This is a genomic window from Kaistella gelatinilytica (genome assembly GCF_015679325.1).
Classification (GTDB): domain Bacteria; phylum Bacteroidota; class Bacteroidia; order Flavobacteriales; family Weeksellaceae; genus Kaistella; species Kaistella gelatinilytica.
Map to the genome: position 1 here is coordinate 70,392 of NZ_JADPVI010000003.1, position 18,385 is coordinate 88,776.

An 18,385-nucleotide genomic window follows, 5' to 3' on the forward strand; every position below is an offset into this window, starting at 1 on the left:
CGATTCCAAATATTATTTAATAAATAGGCCTACAAACTTCCCTTCAAATTCAACAACAGTAGAATCAATTCCGTTTTTCTCACAGAAATCCTGATAAGCAGAATTGTCGCCAATATCGTCGCTGATAAAAACGCCGCATTCTCTTAAATGCTTATATAATTCATTATAAGCCCAGGTTCTGCCTTCGTAACTTTTATCTGAATCGTAATGAATCACATCGAAAAGATCAGCTTCACCGAAGATTTTAGGTAAAGATTCTTTGTCAGCATGACGAAAGAGCCGCCAGTTTTTTCGGAGATTTTCAGGAACAACACATCCAACATATTGATCACCATCCTGACCTAAATAGGGCATATCGGAACTATAAAGCGTACCATTTCTTTTCTTTAACGAAAATAATGCTGCTAAAGATGACCAACCATAAGCAACACCCGTTTCTACCGCATTTTTTGCCTGGGTAAATTCGCATGCGTGGTAAATTAATTCCAGCGCACCTGCACCACCCATTTTAATGGGACAATCTGCTTCTTTTTTCGACGCCGACTTTAGTTCTTCCGGAAACAGGCTGCTAAAAGATTGCATCGAATGACCAAAAAGCTTTTTGATCGCGATATCTTGTGAAACTGCTTTAGACGCTGCCCATTCGTGCGTCTTCTCTTTACCTCGAAAAGCACTTTTTCTGTTGAAAATATTTTTAACAACTTTACGACCTAATTCCGGATAAAGATCAGGACGTTTTAGATATCCAATAAATGTTTTAGTTACTCTTTTTAATTCGCTCACTGTGTTTTATTATCTCGCTAAAATAAGCAAAATAACAATGATTTTTAAAAAACGCTGTATATTTGTTTATCCTCAGATCAATAAAAAACACCTTCAAAGCCTTGATGAAATTTTCGATCCTTATCGCACATTATAATAATGCCCGCTATTTTAAAAAATGCTTTGATTCTTTGGTTGCACAAACCTACTCCAATTGGGAAACTATAATTTTAGATGATGGTTCTCGGGAAGAGGAAAAGGTTGCAATAAAAAAAATAATTAAAGATGATGTCCGATTCAAATATTATGAAAACAGCAGTAATCAGGGAGTTGGCTTCACAAAACGCAAATTAATTGAACTGGCAAACGGGGAAATTTTAGGATATGTTGATCCCGATGATGCCCTACTTCCGAGTGCGCTTCAGAATAGCATTGCTGCTTTCCTCAAACACAATAAGGCCTCATTGACATACTCTCGATTTATGTCGTGTGATAAAGACTTAAAACCAATTGGTCCCTTCAAAGCTGCAAAACAGATCGAGAATGGAAACCCTTATTTTTTTAACTGTCCCATCCAAATCAATCACTTTGTCTGTTTTAAAAAAGGGATTTACGAAACAACAGAAAAAATGAATCCTGAACTTCAAATTTCTGAGGATCAGGACTTATATTTAAAATTATATGAGAAGGGAAAAGCAATTTTTATTGATGATACCAATTATCTTTACAGAAGCCATGATGGTGGGATATCGCAAAACGAGAACAAAAAAAAATCCTACGAGTACTGGGCTAAAGTAATTTTTAACGCCATGCATCGAAGAGGACTTACAATGATCAATGGTCAAAAAATTCCGGCAGAATATACCTCATCACAAGAAATATTTGATTTGTTAGCTTATCAAAATTCTATTGTCTACCGCCTAAAGAAAAAACTGAAAATTATTCTACAAAGCTTTTCCTAAACCATGCGCAAAAACGATAAAGTTAAAATCCTCTTTCGCCACCGTTCTATGGAAATGGGTGGTGTAGAAAAAGTGATGTTAAGCGTTCTCAATAACTTGGATCAGGAAAAATTTGAAATGACAGTGATCCTCAATTTAAACCAAGGAGAGTTGAGAAACGAATTTCCGTCGCATGTGAGAAAAGTTTATTTAACTGATGGTAAAGAGGATTTATCTAAAAATATTTTGCTCCAAAAACTTCAACTTTTAAAACGGAAAACTCAATTAGAAAAACTTCGCAAAAATCCTGACATCATTGATAAAAAGTATTTAAAAGAAGAATATGATATTGAGATTGCGATGACTTATAATGATTTCGAATCGGTTTTAAATTCTACAAATAAAAATTCAAAAAAAATTGGGTGGTTTCATTCAGAGATCAATTTGCCAAAATTGCAACCTTTAGTTCCTTCGATTTTAGAGCATTTCCCGCAGTTCGATCACATGATCTACTGTTCTGAGAAAATTCAGAAAATCATGCACGAAGTTTATCCGACCCTTCAATATCCAAAAGAAAGTGTGATCATCAACGCCATTCCAATTGAAGAGATTAAAAAGAAAGCTAAGGAAAAAATATCTGATCTACCGCAAAATCCTCTATTTGTTTCTGTCGGAAGACTGCACACCAGAAAAGGCTATCACAAATTGATGGATGCACATGCGCAACTTTTAAAAAAGGGATTTCAACATTCCGTAATGATCATTGGTGATGGAGAAGAATTAACCAATCTTTTGGCTCAGCAAAAAAAATTAGGAGTAGAAAAGACTTTTATTTTCGCCGGAAATAAAATGAATCCGTATCCATATCTAAAAAGTGCAGATTTTTTCATCATGCCATCCGAATCTGAAGCTTGGCCTTTGGTAATTGCGGAAGCTCTTATTTTACAGAAACCAATTATTGCAACCAAAGTTGGCGATGTTGAAATGATGATCAAGGATAGAAAAACCGGTTATTTGATCGATTATAAAACGGCGGAAATATGTGCGGCAATGAAGGAATTTCTTACCAATAAATCTTTAATTTCAGAATTAAAAGAAAATCTAAAAGACATTGAAAAAGAATTTGATAATCAAAAAATATTCAATGAGATTGAAGAAATCATCCTTAATTTAGCAAAAACGAACCGATGAATTTCCTCTACAGAATCATATTAAAAATCCACACGATCTGCGTCGGCTTACGCGATAAAGCATATATCGAAATTTGCAAATCCCGCGGCTTAAAAGTGGGCAAAGACGTTGTTTTTATCGAAGCACCAAAGTTTGGGTCAGAACCTTACTTAATAGAAATTGGCGATCGCACCAAAATTACAGCAAACTGCACGTTCATCAATCACGACGGCGCAATGTACGTGATCCGCTCGATGGAAAAATATCATGATGTTAGAAATTTCGGACGGATAAAAATTGGTAAAAATTGCTTCATCGGAAATAACTGTACTATTCTTCCGGGAGTTGAAATGGGCGATAATTGTATTTTAGGCGCGGGTTCAGTTCTCAATTCTTCCACTCCACCCAATTCTGTTTTCGCCGGAACTCCCGCGAGATTCATTTGTACGATTGAAGAATATGGAGATAAAGCTTTGAAAAACAATGTAATGTATCCACGTGAATTAGAAGATATTCGACCAAATCTGGATGCGTACATAAAACAAAATCTTCCTCACAATTACAAACCCGTAAAATAAGTTGTACAAAAAGCAAATCTAAAAATTGGTAAATAAATTCTTTAAGATCACTCCAGACCTGCGACCCCCAATTTGATCATTTTAATTAAAAGATCTTTTCTGTTCCCATAAGCGTCGAAAACGGCATCCTCACTCAAAGCGCCGCGCGGTAAATTTTGCGGAATGACTTTCAACCGGTCGTCTTCTAGGTCCTTTCCCCTTTCTTCACCGGTATAATAATTCATCAATTCGTTAAAATCTTCCTGATTCTGATCCCACTTTTCGAGTAACTTTTTCATTTCTGAAATAAGTTCGTCGGTGCGGTTCAGAATATTTTCCATTTTGGTAATATTTTCAAGGCGTTTTTCCATTTATGTAATTTTAAAATTAAATATACAGATTACTTTTCTTAACAGACGGGCTTTATTATCTTTGTAGAAACACAATCGTTTGAAAAAGAAAATCCTGATCAGAATCGGTTCTTTACGCCATGGCGGCGCAGAAAAAGTTTTGGTGACTTTTCTGAAAAACCTGCCGGAAGACAAATATGAAATCGATCTTTTATTGAACTTATATTCGGGGAAATATTTGGCAGAAGTTCCCAGTTGGATCAATGTTTTGTATTTGAATAAAGGCGAAATGATTACGACTAATCGCCTGCAGGACATTCCTACAAAAGCATTTCGGGTGATTTATCAAAAGGTTTTGAAGACGTTTTCTTCGCTTCTTTATCAATTTATTTTAAAAGATAAAAAATACGATATTGAGTTTGCGGCGATTCATGGTTTTCGGGACGAAATTCTAAATTCACCTCAGAAATCATCAAAAAAAATCATCTGGATTCACAATGATTTAAAGAAAACGGAACTGTACAATTATACTGACGACGAATTCCGCAAGTTTTTTGGCTTTGATAAAATTATGGTGATCTCAGAAAAAATTCAACATGATTTTGAAACTTTAGCAAAAACTGAAGAGGAAAAAAATAAGATTGTTCGAATTTATAATCCTTTAGATACAGAAGAAATTTTGAATAAGTCGGAATGTGGAAGCGGCAAGTCGGAAGATGAAGTTCCTGTTTTTATTTCGGTCGGAACTATTTTCCCACAAAAAGGATTTGACCGCCTGCTGAGAGTTCATAAACGACTTTTAGAGGAAGGTTTTAAGCACAAAATCCAAATTCTCGGCGACGGTTACGATTTTGAAAACATCAAAAAATTACAAAAAGAATTGGGAGTTACGGAAACTTCGACGCTTTTTGGATTTACTGACAATCCTTATCCTTCAATTAAAAACGCATACTTTTATATCTTAAGTTCGCGATACGAAGGTTTTCCCACGGTTTTATTTGAAGCCATTACTTTAAAAAAGAAAATTATTTCAACTGATGTTTCGGGTGTTCGGGAAATGTTGGACAATGGAAAACTTGGATTGATCGTAGAAAATTCAGAAGACGGAATTTATGATGGAATGAAAAAAGCCCTTGAAGAACCTGAAAGTTTTGATCAATATTCCGAAAATTTAGAACATTATGAAATACCTTTTAATCTGGACCATTCGGTTAGTAGAATCATGGAAATTATAGATCATCTCTAAATGAAAATAAAAATTCTTTTAATCGTATTTTTCATCAGTCAATTTTTCTATTCACAAGTTTTAAAACTAAACGATACCATTAATGACGCCAGAAAATTAAGTCTATTTGCGGCAGATTTTGAATCGAGAACACCGCAATTGATATCTCAATTAGAAAGTCGTAAAATTGGAGATCAAAAAACAATTTCATCTTTAATAAAAATAAGAAAAAAAATTGTTCTAGAATTTGCCAAAAACCAATACATTTATTTTGATGAGGAATCTGAAAAATATTTAAATGATGTCTTTCAAAAATTATTATTGGCAAATAAAATACCTAATCAAAACCTGAAAATTTATATCAACAGAGAAACCAATCCAAATGCTTTTAGTATTGGTGACGGTATTTTTTTTATTAATATTTCGCTAATCTGCAAAATGGATAATTTAGATGAACTCTATTTTGTACTTTCCCATGAATTGTCGCACTATTTATTAGATCATTTTGAAAAAACAATTGTTTTAGAGGAAAAATCTTTATCTACCTACAAAGAAAAATCAAAGAACATTACGAAAAAAAATAAATTTGAGCAAAGTATTTCTGCCATGAAAGACTATACTTATTTTAATAAAAATCGCAGCAGAAGACAGGAAAAAGAAGCTGATTCTCTAGGTTTTGCTCTTTTTAAAAATGTTTCTAATAATGATTTTAGTGCAGAGAAAATTCTAACAAAATTCGATTCTATATCTCCAATTGAAATCGCTCAGGTTGATTTAGATGATTTTAAAAAAGAATTTCAAACCAAAGATCTAAAATTTAATGATGATTGGATTGATCTTGCATCATACAAATCCTATTATTATAAAAATGGCAGATCTGATGTTTTTGGTTTGGATAGAGATTCTGTTGCAACACATCCAGAAATTACTGAAAGAATACATATTCTTAAAAAACAGTTTCGCACCGGTCAAAATGATTTACAAACGGAAAACGTGGAATTTTCTGCCTTAAAATTGAAAATGATCAGCCAAAATTTAATGTCTTATTATTTATCACAAGAATATGGCAAAGGACTTTACTATTCTTTACAATTAGAAAAAATTAATCTTGCTTCTGATTTTGAAAAAAATTTAAAATCAATTTTCTATGAGAAATTGTACGAATCAAGAAAAAACCATTCTTATAAAAAGTACGTGGAAGATGTTGATATTTCGCACCAAACAAAAAACTACTCCATGTTTTTAAGTATTTTAGAAAACCTTTCCCTTTCAGATTTATTAAAACTTAAGGAATATTATGAACACGAATAATTTTTATGAAAAAATTCTTGATCGTCCTAATTATCTGCATTTTTAATCTCCAAAATGCACAAATTGCAATCCCGATATTTAAAGAAAATAAGGAAGTTTTTGCTTATGCCACGTTTAAACCTGTTTCTAAGTCGAGCAAAAATTATATTTATAAAATGGAAATTCAAGATGTGAATCTGAATAAAATAAATGAAGTTTTACTAAAAACAGATTTTAAAGTTTTATCATTTGATTTATGCTTTAATGGAAAAAAACTATTGATAGAATGCTTTGATTATGATGATTACAGGACTCTATTAAAAGATTTCAGGTATTTTATTTATGATATTAAAGAAAACAAAATCTCAGATTGTTTGCAAATGGATTTTGCAAAAGAAAACCGAAATAATATTGTACAAAAATCATTTCCTATCAATGAAAAAGGATTTACCTTTTTTTTCACAAATGGGTCCAAACAGGAAACCACCATGTATTCTATCAACAACGAAAACCAAAAGATTTCTGAAAATGCAATTTATTTTCTCAATGAAAAAAATAAGAGAACATACTATCAATATTTAAGATCTGCCACTTCTGATAATATCATGATCCATTGTTTTTTTGACAATACTGTTCGATTAGATGGTTCTTATCAACTGCTTTTCTACAATTCTGGCGAACTTTTAAAAACAATAAAACTATCAAATGGGAATAAGAGAGAGCTTCCAAAATCAATCATTGTAAAAGATAAGGAAGTATTTGTATTTGGCGACACTTACACTTTCATTAATAATAATCTTCAGTACGATGGCTTTTTTCTTCGGAAATATGATTCTCAAGGCAACGAAATTTCTAACAAAACCATGACGTGGAATGACATGAAACCATTTATCAAAATTAATGAAAATGGAATCGTCGAAAATCTCGGTTCCATCTACAGTCATGAGTTTAAAATAGATAAAACCTCGAATCATATTATTCTTGTTGGGGAAACTTTTCAGCGCAGACCTTCAAAAATTAATGATATGATTTTTTTAGATTTTGATGAAAATTTTGAATTAAAAGCGGTAAAAAACTTCAATAAAACTTTTTCAAAATCGAACACAGGTTTTAATTATGGCAATCCTTTGGCGGAAGGAACAGATCTTAAAGCCTTAAATTATTTTGATTACGAATTCAGTAATGACTTGGTTAAAAACAATGGGTTGGCTTTCTTTTTTAAAAATACTGATCAAAAAGATGGATTATTTACAAATGGAAAATATAATTACGGAATTATATCTTACAAAAACAACGAGTTTTCTCGTGATGACATCAATTTTACAAGTCAGAATTATTCGTACCTTCTTCCATCTAAACCAGGATATTTTTTGATTTACGAGTTACAAAAGGACGAAAATGTTGAAAAAAGAATTGAAAAAATTAATAATTAAAATTTAAATTCAATTTTCTTTTATCTTTGCTCTAATGTCAGAAAAAACCATAATCCAAAAAGATTTTTACCGCGAAAGTGGCGTGATGCTTTCGAAGTTTGAAATATTTAAAAAATGTTTCAATCCTAATCTGCATTTTATTTATCTTTTTAGAACCACGCAAAAATATCCTAAAAATACATTTTCAGGGAAATTCTGGAGGTTGGTATTGAGACATTATCAGATCAAATATGGTTTTCAAATTTATCCTGAAACTCAAATTGGCGAAGGTTTGTATCTCGGACATTGGGGTTTGCTCGCCATTAATCCGAAAGTAATCATCGGTAAAAACTGCAATATTGCGCAAGGCGTAAGTATTGCTCAAGCCAATCGTGGTAAATTTATCGGAACACCGATCATCGGAGATGAAGTCTGGATCGGACCAAATGCTGTAATCGTGGGCGGAATTACCATCGGAAATAACGTGTTGATTGCGCCGAATGTTTATCTTGCAGAAGATGTTCCCGACAATTCTCTGGTCATCGGAAATCCTTGCCGGATTTTCAATATTCACAATGCGACGGAAGGTTACATTAATAATAAAGTTTAAGAATTTCTTCTCTGTTTGATGGTAAAAATTCTCGCCATCATCATTCCATCTGATTTACGGATCAAAGTACTGCACAATTTCACTCGGTTTTCTGACAGGTTTTCTACGGAATTTAAAACATAAATGATTTTGTCGCGGGAATCACAGTTTGCATAATACATCACGTCTCGAAATAACGTAAAATAGTTTTGTTCCCACTTCAATTGTCCTTGCGAATTAAAGAATTGCAGCTCGCAGAAATCATTGATAATAGGATACGACGCAAAATATAATAGTCCAACTCCATTCAAATCGTAATATGGGTTTAACGAATATTCGAACGTAAATAATTGCTCATCAGAAATGTGGAAAATATAATCTTTGTAGAAAAAAGTCTTTAACTCGTTCTTTTTGATCAACCGATATTCATTCCCAAAAACAGGAAATTCTGAATGCTGTTTGATTTCGCAATGCTCAACGGTTGGTTGACTTTTCGCTAAACTTTTATTGTCGCCTGTTGATTTTCGAACCGAAAAACTGGTCATCATATCGATTTTAATATTCTTATCGACAGAATCAAAAATGGTGTTGCTAAAGAACATTCCCATTCCAAATCGGGAAAGTTCAGCCTTAAATTCAAAAGGATCATTTTCTTTAAAATCATTAAGATTTCCATTTCCATCGATTCTAATTCTTACAAATGTGGCGTAAAGTCTATTTTCAACGTCATCTTTTAATTCAGATGAAGAAGTACCTAAACCTTCGCAAAGCAAATCCCAGTGCAAACTTCCGGCTTCTTTAAACAGCCAGTTTTCTGATAGCGCTTCTAAACACAACTGCGGCATATTGATAAAATTGCGTTTTACATTAGTGGATTCTGAAATTGTTTTCGCACGATTTGTTGATGCTGTAAAACCTTCACCATCACAGTAGTTCAGAATATCTTTAAGATTTACAAATGAAAGCCAATCTTTATTTGGGATCATTTTGCCCAATTTATTCTCCACTTCCACGCGCAGGGAAACCAGATCAATACTGTCGATATTTAAATTCCGAAATTCATCAATATAATTTTCTTCGGTAAGCGCAGGCAAGAGTTTTTGGACGATACTTTTCATTCAATTGTATTTACTTACAAAAATATCAATCTTTCTGCGAAGTCGCTTACATTTAGTACAAAAAACATATTTTTGTGTTTAGAAAATTTTACTGTTCATTAATTGGCATTAATCGAACTTCAATATTTACCAAATTCCCTATAAATATGAAAAAGTCCTACGACGCGATATTTGAAAATAACCGAAAATGGGTAGAAGCACAAGTTGCGGAAGACCCAAAGTTTTTTGAAAATTTATCACTTACTCAAACTCCGGATTTTCTTTACATCGGTTGTTCAGACAGCCGCGTTTCTGCAGAGGAAATGATGGGTATGAAACCGGGCGAACTTTTTGTGCACCGGAATATTGCGAATGTGGTGAATACTTTGGATATGAGTGCGACCGCCGTAATTCAGTATGCGGTAGAACATCTTCAGGTGAAACATATTATTGTTTGCGGCCATTACGGTTGTGGTGGAATTAAAGCTGCGATGACGCCGGAAGATCTTGGCCTTTTGAATCCTTGGTTACGAACGATTCGTGATGTTTACCGTTTGCATCAGACGGAATTAGATATGATCGAAGATGAGCAAAAACGCTACGACCGATTGGTAGAACTGAATGTTCAGGAGCAATGCATCAACGTGATTAAAATGGCTTGTGTTCAGGAAGAATACTTAATAGATGAATATCCGATTGTTCACGGCTGGGTTTTCGATATGAAAACCGGAAAGATCATCGATCTTGATATCGACTTTGAAAAAATCTTAAAAGACATTCAGAAAATTTACAATTTGACCGATTCTAACTGGGTAATGGGCAAAAAGAACAATAAAAATATGCTTTAATTTAAAGGTAAAAGAGAAATTTTATTTACCATTAAAAGAAGTCATTGCATTTTGAATTCCCGCGAAAACAAATGACAGACAAGCTTTAGCAGACTTCTCGATTCTTTCGGGAAGTTTTTCTTTTTCGTCACCTTCCCATTTTCCGAGAACATAATCAACTTGTTTTCCTTCTGAAAATTCGGCAGAGATCCCAAATCTTAACCTTGGATAATTTTGGGTCTGCAACTGTTCCTGAATACTTTTCAAACCGTTGTGACCCGCGTCAGAACCTTTCATTTTCATTCGTAAAGTTCCGAATGGCAAGGACAGATCATCGGTAACGATAATCAAATTTTCCAAAGGAATATTTTCTTTCTGCAGCCAGAATTTCACCGCATTTCCGGAAAGATTCATGTAGGTATCAGGTTTCAAAATAAAAACTTTTCTACCTTTGTATTTCCCTTCTGCTAAGAGTCCAAAATTGGAGGATTTAAAGGGTGCTTCAATGGTTTCGGCAATTTTCTCCGCAACTTTAAACCCGACGTTATGCCGGGTTTCAGTATATTCTTCGCCTTTGTTTCCAAGACCTACGATGAGGTATTTCATGCTCAATTTTTATTGATATTCATACTTTAAAGTTCCCTGTGCAGATGTTGCAGATGTTGGATAACCATCGTTATCATAAACAAAAGTGAAATTTGCAGTTTGCGTGTCAACATTTGTTGTGGCAACAGCAGTACCATAATTATTGGTAGAAAGTCCCAAAATAGAGTTGCTTGATGTAAGAAAGTGCGCACCCGCCAAATTTAATTCATAAGGTAAAGTGGCCAACGGATTTTTCTTTGTATCGTAGTTACTAAATTTAACATTGGTAACAATGGGATCAATGGTAACTGGAGGCGGAGTTATTGCTTTTACAGTCATTTTCCAGGAAGACATATTATCTCCATTAAAAATAACATTGCTTTCAATATTAAATTTCTCTGTGTAAATATTGGGATCAATAAGATCTTTTCCAGTTAGTGAAGTAACGATTTTGCTTATTTTACCTGCAGCATTGTAAGTATAAATGGTATTGTTTTTAGTAGCTTCTTCACCGCCAGATTCCATATTGCCAAATGAACTTACTAATATCCCATTATTATAAACCAGATTTACAGTAGTTGTAATGATATTTGTGCCATCGGAATTATTCATTATAAATTGAGACAGTTTATTGTCTTTGTAACTGAAGGCAAAATCAGATTTATCACCGTCGTCATCAAGATTAGCACTGGTTAAAACTCCGGCAGTATAGTTATAAGTAAAAGTTGAGACCGCTCCATCAATGTCTACTGATGTCATTTTTTTCAGTAATTTGGTAGAGCCTGAACCGCCGCCGCTTCCGCCACCATTTCCACCAGGTTGGGTCACCCCGATAAGGTAATCACCATTGGTATCACGATTGGGTTCGCATGAAAACAAAATAACAAAACTTAAGAAAAACGTCAATATGCTTAGAACTTTATTCATCTTTAAAATAATTTTAGCAAAAGTAGTCTTTTTTTAGAAATTTCGAAAAAGGATCTATTTCCCCAGGATCCTTTCCAAAACCGCATTCACCTCATCTACATTCTGCACATTTTCTTTTCTCATCATGAGTTGATTCCCTTCTTTACTGCTTTTCTCCTTTAAAGTCGCTTCTTTCGGATTTCGATTCAAGTAAGAAATAATATTTCTGAACTTATCGCTCTGATAAAATTTGTCCTGAGGATTTGAAGGAAAATAACCTAAGAAAACTCCGTTCTTCACGACGATCTTATCAAAACCGATTTCGGCAGCGATCCATTTTAACTCCACAGATTTCAAAAGATTGATCGCTTCTGCCGGTAAATCTCCGAATCGATCGACCAGTTCACTTTCTAATTTTTGAAGCTCTTCTTTGCTTTGAATTTCTGCTAATTTTTGATACAGTGACAACCGCTCTTCGATACTTTGAACATAAAAATCGGGCAACATCAATTCGAGATCGGTATCAATATTAACTTCTTTAACTGATTTAAAGAGTTTTTTACGGTCTTCTTCATTATCAAACAAATCTTCAAATTCCTCATCATTCTGTAATTCTTCCAACGCTTCCTGCATGATTTTCTGGTAAGTCTCAAATCCCATTTCATTGATGAAACCACTTTGTTCACCGCCCAATAGATCTCCCGCTCCACGAATTTCTAAATCTTTCATCGCGATCTGAAAACCACTTCCCAGATCCGAAAACTGCTCAATGGCTTCCAGTCTTTTTCTCGCCAAAGAAGACATCATATCAAAAGGTGGCGTGATCAAAAAACAAAAAGCTTTCCGGTTGCTTCGACCAACTCTTCCCCGCATTTGATGCAGATCTGCCATTCCGAAACGCTGTGCATCATTGATGAAAATGGTATTCGCATTCGGAACATCTACTCCACTTTCAATAATGGTCGTCGAAACCAGAACATCATATTTTCCCTCCATGAAATCCAAAACATTTTTCTCCAGTTGTTTTCCTTCCATTTGTCCGTGACCTGTAATGATCTTGGCATCAGGAACTAACCTTTGAATTAAACCTGCAATGTCTTTCAGATTTTCGATTCTGTTATTAATAAAATAAACCTGTCCGTCGCGCTGAATTTCATAGGAAATCGCATCCCGTATAATTTCTTCACTGAAACCAACAATATTTGTTTCTACAGGCTGTCTGTTTGGTGGCGGCGTTTTAATGACCGATAAATCTCGTGCAGCCATCAAAGAAAACTGCAAAGTCCTCGGGATCGGAGTTGCCGTTAAAGTCAAGGTATCGATATTACTTTTCAAAGTCTTCAACTTATCTTTTACCGAAACTCCAAATTTGTGTTCTTCATCGATAATTAAAAGACCCAGATCTTTAAATTTTACTGCACTTCCCACCAATTGATGCGTTCCTATCACAATATCTATTTTCCCGGATGTTAAACCTTCCAAAGTTTCTGCTTTCTGTTTCGCAGAGCGGAATCTGTTCATATAAGAAATGTTCACCGGAAAATCTTTAAGCCTTTCTGTAAAACTTCTGTAATGCTGAAATGCAAGAATCGTTGTAGGAACTAAAATCGCGACTTGCTTTCCATCAGTTGCGGCTTTAAAGGCGGCTCTAATTGCAATTTCTGTTTTTCCAAATCCTACATCACCACAAATCAAACGATCCATCACGTTATCGTTTTCCATATCATTTTTTACATCCAAAGTCGCTTTTTCCTGATCCGGCGTGTCTTCGTAAATAAAGCTCGCTTCGAGTTCATTCTGCAAATAAGAATCTGGTGCAAATGCAAATCCTTTCGCTGTTTTTCTTTCTGCGTAAAGTCTAATGAGGTCAAAGGCGATCTGTTTTACCTTCGCTTTTGTTTTCTGTTTTAAAGATTTCCACGCCGGTGAACCGAGTTTGGATAAAACGATCTCTCTTCCGTCCGGACCGTTGTATTTCGAAATTTTATGTAAGGAATGAATACTTACATACAGTAAATCACCATTTTTATAAGTGAGTTTGAAACATTCCTGAACTTTTCCGTTATTGTTCACTTTCACCAAGCCCATAAACTTTCCGATTCCATGGTCGATGTGCGTGATATAATCGCCGACTTTCATCTGCATCAGATCTTTCAGCGTGATCTGCTCTGATTTGGCAAAAGCATTTTTGGCTTTGAATCTTTGGTAACGGTCAAAAATCTGGTGATCCGTATAAACAGAAATTTTATGATCAAAATCGACAAACCCTTCATGAAGTTCAGATTTAAAGGTTTTGAACAAGATTTTTGATTTTTCACCTAAAATATCATCGTTTTCTGCGGATGATTTCTGCGCAGTCAGATCTTCAAAAATTGATTCTAAACGCTCTTCCTGTTTTTCGGTAGAAAAAGAAATCCATGTTTCGAAACCGTCATTTTGTTTTTCCTCTAAATCTTCGAGTAGAAGTTCAAACTTTTTGTGAAAACTTGGTTGTGGTGTTTGATTTAGCTGAACGATGGTCGCGTCGCTGCCTTTCACTTCCTGTAAAGTAAAATCGATCCATTCAAATTTATTGATCTCTTTCACGAAATCTTCTTCTGAAACAAAAAGTTCGGCAGGTTTCTGATGTTTTATTTCAGTACTTAAAGTTTCAAATTTCTCTTCCGCTTTCGCATAGAAATTTTTAATGGCACTGAATCCTGCAAAAGCATTCTTGGTCACTACCACTAAATCTTTCGGTGCCAGATCAAACAAAGAAACCTTTGTTCCCTGCATTGAAAAATTCATATTCGAAACCAGCTGAAACTCTTTGATTTTTTCCTTCGAAAGTTGAGTTTCAATATCGAAAGTTTTAATGCTTTCTACTTCATTTCCGAAAAAGGTAATTCGATACGGCTCTTCATTCGAATAAGAAAACACGTCCACAATACCTCCTCTAACGGAAAATTCACCCGGTTCAGAAACGAAATCGGTATGATTAAAATTAAATTGATGCAGCAACTCTTCCGTAAAATCAAAATCCAGTTGATCACCGGTTTTAATCGTATGAGAAATCGCTTTGAAATCTTCTTTCTTCATCACTTTTTCTGCCAGAGAAGAAAAAGGCGCGATCATGAGTCTTGGTTTTTTATCGTGATGAATCCTGTTCAGAACTTCAGTTCTTAAAACCAGATTAGCATTTTGCGTTTTCTCAATTTGATAAGGTTCTAAATGGGTCGGCGGAAAATAAAGCACATTTTCTTTGCCCAATAAATCCTCTAATTCTGAAGTAATATATAAAGCATCTTCTTTATCATCGGTGAGGAAAAGAAGTGATTTCTTTTTGATCAAAAATAATTCTGCAGCAAAAACCGCGGGAGAAGATCCTGCAAAAGACTTTACTACAAGGTGTTTATTTTGATCGAGTTGGGTGAACAGTTCTTTTCCAAATCCTAAATGTAGAAGTTGGGGCAGAAAAGTTTCGGTAATTTTTTTTAACGGCATATGTTGATCTGAAGGCAAAAATGAACTTTAAAAATAAGTGATAATAAAACAGAAAAGCGATTTCGGGACTTTTCCGAAATCGTTTGAAGCCACAAATTTAAGCATTATTTCTGATTTTCATTTTTCTGTAATAGATAGGTTTTCAGAAACCTTTGATAATTATTGCGGTAATAAATTAGAAATCAACCATGAAGAGGCTTTATTTTAGTTAAATTTTGGTTAAAGTTATCTTCGAAAAATTATCGAGAATATTATTTGTATAATTTTACTTTGTTAAAAAACAACACAATATTAATTTAACCCTTTTTAAAAAATGAAAAAATTATTCACAGTATTGTCTTTGGCTCTGGGATTAGGATTAGCAAGTGCACAACAAGTTACTCCAAAAGCAACGACTAAAGCAGCGCCTGCAAAAGAAGCGAAAATGCAAACCGCTAAACCTGCAGTTAAAGCAGCAAAGCCGGCAGCAACAAATTCCGCCGTTAAAATGAAAAAAGACGGAACACCGGACAAAAGATACAAAGCCAACGAACATCTGAAAAAAGATGGTACTCCTGATAAAAGATACAAAACAAAATAATTTTGTAATTTCTAATTTAGAAAGCCTTGAGAATTTATTCCAGGGCTTTTTTGTTACCTTTAAAAAAAAATTAATGAGACTTCTCTCTACCCTATTTATTTTTGCTGTGATTCTGGGTTGTCAATCGGAAACCCGGGAAAATCCCCGCGCCTATGTGGAAGGCAATATCACAGAAACCAAATTAGAATTTGCAAAAATCAAAGTGCTCATAAAAAGCGATAATGCGATCGTGGCCGAAACAATTCCCAGCGGTTCGGGAGATTTCACATTATCGGGTCCGCTTCTTTCTGATTCTTTTTCCTTGGTTTTTAATGCAAAAATTAAATCGTTCAAAGCATCAAAATCTGGGTCTGCAATTTCGAGTGATTCTCTGCAAATACTCGTTCCTGCAGGAACAACCTATATTACTTTTAACGAAATAAAACTAAAGTAATGAGAATCTTGACCCTCTTTTTTTTCTGTTGCAGCACTTTAATTTTCAGTCAGAAAAAGAAAAAAATACTCGATGTAGTTTCTAATATCGAAACAAAAGTTACCATCTTAAAACCAATCGGTAATAATTCTCTCGCCAAAGATGTACAGCCGTTTTACGGATTTGGATTTAGCGGAAATTTAATGACACCGATCAATTTTGGGATCGGCGTAGATTACAGTATGCTTTTCTCCAATGTAATTTACGACCGCAAAAATGCTTATGGGAACATCGCCTCACCGACTTTGACCATTATCGATGTTTTTCTCATGCACCGTGATAATATTTCCGAAGAATTTATGGTGGAGGAAATGGCGGGTTTCAGCTATTACAATCATTCCAGCACCTATTTAGATTTCAACAATGAAAAATTAAAAAATAATGGAATTGGTTTTAATTTAGGTGGAAAAGTCATCTATATTTTAGATCCGGAAGGCTATCAAGCAGTTTTTCTGACGGGAAGATTAAATTATTATTCTACCAATGTTTATAACGAAAACCCGGAAATTCAAAAATTTTACAACCATTCTGTCTTTCTGAGTTTAAGTTTTGGTTATCGCTTCAACTTTTAAAATCATGATCTTTAATCTTCTCGATAAAATCTATTAAATTTGCGTTATGCTGAATTTTATTAAGAAAAAAACTGCTTTGATCTGGGCAAAAAATAATGTGAAGGAAACGCAAACTTTCAAAAAAAATGCGGTCCAAGATCAGGAGAAACTGATGTTGTCTTTGGTAAAAACCGCAGAGAAAACTTTGTTTGGCAGAGAGCATCAGTTTGAAAACATCAAAACCATTTCCGACTTTCAAAAAAATGTAACGATCGCTGATTACGAAGATCTTAAACCTTATATTGAGAGAGTAAAAAAAGGACAGAAAAATATTCTCTGGACAGAAACGCCGGAATATTTTGCGAAAACTTCCGGCACCACTTCCGGTTCTAAATATATCCCGATTTCTAAAGAAGGAATGCCTTTTCAACTTAATGCAGCCCGAAGTGCGCTCTTTCATTATATTGCTCAAAAAAATAATTCAGATTTCGTTTCCGGGAAAATGATCTTTTTGCAGGGAAGTCCGGAACTGGAGGAAATTAATGGAATTCAAACTGGCCGACTTTCCGGAATTGTAGCGCATCATATTCCAAACTATCTGCAGAAAAATCGACTGCCAAGTTTGAAAACGAACCTCATCGAAGACTGGGAAACTAAAGTTGATGAGATCGTAAAAGAAACTGAGAAAGAGAATATGACTTTAATTTCGGGAATTCCACCGTGGTTGATCATGTATTTTGAAAAACTGATCGAGCGAAACGGTAAGAAAATTAAAACCTTATTTCCTAATCTACAGCTCATCATTACAGGCGGCGTGAATTACGAACCCTACCGCGAAAAGATGGAAGAACTTCTGGGTGGAAAAGTAGATATCATTCAGACTTTTCCGGCGAGTGAAGGTTTTTTTGCGTTTCAGGATGATTTTGAAAAAGAAGGATTATTACTTTTAACGAATCATGGAATTTTTTATGAATTTATTCCGCTCGAAGAATACGGAAAAAAGGATGCTAAAAGATTAACTTTAAAAGACATCGAACTCAACAAGGATTACGCTTTAATTTTGACCACCAATTCTGGACTTTGGGCATATTCGATCGGAGATGTTGTACGGTTTATTTCTGAAGATCCTTACCGAATTTTAGTTTCCGGCAGAACGAAACATTTCACTTCAGCTTTTGGAGAACATGTGATCGCTTTTGAAGTTGAAGAAGCCATGAAAGCAACGGTAGAGAAGTTTCCTGCGCAGATCACCGAATTTCATCTCGCGCCACAAGTGAATCCCACGCAAGGTTTGCCTTATCATGAATGGTTCATCGAGTTTGAAAAAGAACCGGAAAATTTAGAAAATTTCCGGAAAAATCTTGACGAAGAAATGCGGAAGAGAAATTCCTATTATGATGATCTAATTTCAGGGAAAATTTTGCAACCTTTGATCATTACCAGTTTAAATAAAAATGCGTTTCAGGATTACGCAAAATCAGAAGGAAAATTAGGCGGACAAAATAAAATCCCACGTTTGGCAAATGACAGGAAAATTGGTGATTTTTTAGATTTAAAAAAAGTAAATCCTAATTTTATAAATTAACAG

18 protein-coding genes are annotated in these 18,385 nt (G+C 34.5%); 12 read left to right on the forward strand and 6 right to left on the reverse strand.

What is annotated here, in order from left to right:
- Nucleotides 1-12: 12 nt before the first annotated feature.
- Nucleotides 13-783, reverse strand: coding sequence for a class I SAM-dependent methyltransferase (locus IV494_RS14900; protein ID WP_196080220.1), 771 nt, complete (start codon nt 781-783; stop codon nt 13-15).
- Nucleotides 784-887: 104 nt separating this feature from the next.
- Between IV494_RS14900 and IV494_RS11150 the strand changes: the two genes are divergently transcribed.
- Genes IV494_RS11150 through IV494_RS11160 form a run of 3 tightly spaced genes read left to right on the forward strand, consistent with a single transcriptional unit; the run spans nt 888 to nt 3,451 of the window.
- A complete protein-coding gene (locus IV494_RS11150) occupies nt 888-1,724 on the forward strand; it encodes a glycosyltransferase family 2 protein (protein ID WP_196080221.1) in 837 nt (278 codons plus the stop codon).
- A gap of 3 nt (nt 1,725-1,727) precedes the next feature.
- Nucleotides 1,728-2,894, forward strand: a complete 1,167-nt coding sequence (locus tag IV494_RS11155; protein ID WP_196080222.1) for a glycosyltransferase — start codon at nt 1,728-1,730, stop codon at nt 2,892-2,894.
- Nucleotides 2,891-3,451, forward strand: coding sequence for an acyltransferase (locus tag IV494_RS11160; protein ID WP_196080223.1), 561 nt, complete (start codon nt 2,891-2,893; stop codon nt 3,449-3,451). The genes IV494_RS11155 and IV494_RS11160 overlap by 4 nt, the downstream gene beginning before the upstream one ends.
- Before the next feature lie 47 nt (nt 3,452-3,498).
- Here IV494_RS11160 and IV494_RS11165 read toward each other — a convergent pair whose 3' ends face one another.
- The gene (locus tag IV494_RS11165) at nt 3,499-3,801 is read right to left on the reverse strand and encodes a DUF4298 domain-containing protein (protein WP_196080224.1); all 303 of its coding nucleotides are present in this window, start codon (nt 3,799-3,801) and stop codon (nt 3,499-3,501) included.
- A 79-nt stretch (nt 3,802-3,880) separates the two neighbouring features.
- Here IV494_RS11165 and IV494_RS11170 point away from each other — a divergent pair, with 79 nt between their 5' ends.
- The 4 genes from IV494_RS11170 to IV494_RS11185 are packed head-to-tail and all read left to right on the forward strand — an operon-like array spanning nt 3,881 to nt 8,317.
- Nucleotides 3,881-5,026 (forward strand): glycosyltransferase, encoded by a 1,146-nt coding sequence (locus tag IV494_RS11170; RefSeq protein WP_196080225.1) that lies wholly within the window; start codon nt 3,881-3,883, stop codon nt 5,024-5,026.
- Nucleotides 5,027-6,316 (forward strand): M48 family metallopeptidase, encoded by a 1,290-nt coding sequence (locus IV494_RS11175; protein ID WP_196080226.1) that lies wholly within the window; start codon nt 5,027-5,029, stop codon nt 6,314-6,316.
- A gap of 5 nt (nt 6,317-6,321) precedes the next feature.
- Complete coding sequence (locus tag IV494_RS11180; protein ID WP_196080227.1) at nt 6,322-7,728, forward strand: hypothetical protein; 1,407 nt, start codon at nt 6,322-6,324, stop codon at nt 7,726-7,728.
- 34 nt (nt 7,729-7,762) lie between these two features.
- Complete coding sequence (locus tag IV494_RS11185) at nt 7,763-8,317, forward strand: serine acetyltransferase (protein ID WP_196080228.1); 555 nt, start codon at nt 7,763-7,765, stop codon at nt 8,315-8,317.
- Here the strand turns inward: IV494_RS11185 and IV494_RS11190 are convergent.
- Entirely contained in the window at nt 8,314-9,414 is a 1,101-nt protein-coding gene (locus tag IV494_RS11190) for a Pnap_2097 family protein (protein WP_196080229.1), read from the reverse strand. The genes IV494_RS11185 and IV494_RS11190 overlap by 4 nt on opposite strands.
- 146 nt (nt 9,415-9,560) lie before the next feature.
- On the opposite strand from IV494_RS11190, the gene IV494_RS11195 reads away from it, so the two are divergent.
- Nucleotides 9,561-10,241 (forward strand): carbonic anhydrase, encoded by a 681-nt coding sequence (locus IV494_RS11195; RefSeq protein ID WP_196080230.1) that lies wholly within the window; start codon nt 9,561-9,563, stop codon nt 10,239-10,241.
- A 21-nt stretch (nt 10,242-10,262) separates the two neighbouring features.
- Here IV494_RS11195 and pth read toward each other — a convergent pair whose 3' ends face one another.
- Genes pth through mfd form a run of 3 tightly spaced genes read right to left on the reverse strand, consistent with a single transcriptional unit; the run spans nt 10,263 to nt 15,194 of the window.
- Nucleotides 10,263-10,826 carry an aminoacyl-tRNA hydrolase gene (gene pth, locus IV494_RS11200; protein WP_196080231.1) on the reverse strand — a complete coding sequence of 188 codons (564 nt, stop codon included), beginning with the start codon at nt 10,824-10,826 and terminating at the stop codon, nt 10,263-10,265.
- A gap of 9 nt (nt 10,827-10,835) precedes the next feature.
- Nucleotides 10,836-11,732: a hypothetical protein gene (locus IV494_RS11205; protein WP_196080232.1), complete on the reverse strand. Its 897-nt coding sequence runs from the start codon at nt 11,730-11,732 to the stop codon at nt 10,836-10,838.
- Nucleotides 11,733-11,786: 54 nt separating this feature from the next.
- A complete protein-coding gene (mfd, locus tag IV494_RS11210) occupies nt 11,787-15,194 on the reverse strand; it encodes a transcription-repair coupling factor (RefSeq protein ID WP_196080233.1) in 3,408 nt (1,135 codons plus the stop codon).
- A gap of 313 nt (nt 15,195-15,507) precedes the next feature.
- Here mfd and IV494_RS11215 point away from each other — a divergent pair, with 313 nt between their 5' ends.
- The 4 genes from IV494_RS11215 to IV494_RS11230 all read left to right on the forward strand — a co-directional run bounded on the left by IV494_RS11215 (nt 15,508) and on the right by IV494_RS11230 (nt 18,382).
- Complete coding sequence (locus tag IV494_RS11215) at nt 15,508-15,774, forward strand: hypothetical protein (protein WP_196080234.1); 267 nt, start codon at nt 15,508-15,510, stop codon at nt 15,772-15,774.
- A gap of 73 nt (nt 15,775-15,847) precedes the next feature.
- Nucleotides 15,848-16,207 carry a hypothetical protein gene (locus tag IV494_RS11220; protein ID WP_196080235.1) on the forward strand — a complete coding sequence of 120 codons (360 nt, stop codon included), beginning with the start codon at nt 15,848-15,850 and terminating at the stop codon, nt 16,205-16,207.
- Entirely contained in the window at nt 16,207-16,818 is a 612-nt protein-coding gene (locus IV494_RS11225; RefSeq protein WP_196080236.1) for a hypothetical protein, read from the forward strand. The genes IV494_RS11220 and IV494_RS11225 overlap by 1 nt, the downstream gene beginning before the upstream one ends.
- 46 nt (nt 16,819-16,864) lie before the next feature.
- Nucleotides 16,865-18,382 (forward strand): GH3 auxin-responsive promoter family protein, encoded by a 1,518-nt coding sequence (locus IV494_RS11230; protein ID WP_196080237.1) that lies wholly within the window; start codon nt 16,865-16,867, stop codon nt 18,380-18,382.
- The last annotated feature ends 3 nt before the right edge of the window (nt 18,383-18,385 follow it).